Source organism: Stenotrophomonas sp. DDT-1, assembly GCF_001580555.1.
Classification (GTDB): domain Bacteria; phylum Pseudomonadota; class Gammaproteobacteria; order Xanthomonadales; family Xanthomonadaceae; genus Stenotrophomonas; species Stenotrophomonas sepilia.
Genome location: NZ_LEKR01000092.1, coordinates 1 through 603, shown reverse-complemented (window position 1 = coordinate 603; position 603 = coordinate 1). Strand labels below are relative to the sequence as shown.

The 603-nt window shown below is 67.3% G+C and carries 1 pseudogene; it reads left to right on the top strand.

Features of this window, described 5'->3' with window-relative positions:
• Window positions 1–603: pseudogene (locus AB839_RS20855) on the top strand (RHS repeat protein); the annotation flags it as partial.

The window sequence follows — 603 nt, the reverse complement described above, 5'->3', positions numbered from 1 at the left end:
CTGACCCGGCCTGGCCAGGCGCGCCAGATCGTGGTGAACAACGTGACCTATGCGGCCTTCGGCCCGGCGACCGGCTGGACCTACGGCAACGGCCGCCAGCTGCAGCGTCCGCTGGATCTGGATTACCGCCCGCAGGCGGTGCATGACCCCGCGGCAGGCGGCCTGTCGCTGGGCTATGGCTACGATCCCGTCGGTTCGATCACCGAGCTGAAGAACGGCGCAGGCTCGTCGGTGCTGGCCAAGTACGCCTACGACGCGCTGGGTCGCCTGACCCAGACCCAGGACGGGACGACAGGCACACCGATTGAAACCTATGCCTACGACGCCACCGGCAATCGCACCGCGCTGACCACCTCGGCAGGCACCGCCAGCTACACCTATCCCGCAACCAGCCACCGGCTGACCGCCGTGGACGGCGAAGCGCGCAACCATGACGCGGTGGGCAATGCCACCAGCATCGGCAGCAAGACGTTCACCTACAGCGATGCCAACCGCATGAACGCGGTGAAGCAGGGCAATGCCGTGCTGGAAAGCTACGCCTACAACCATCGCGGTGAGCGCGTGCTGCGTACCCCGGCCAGTGGCGCGGCTCAGATCACCCTG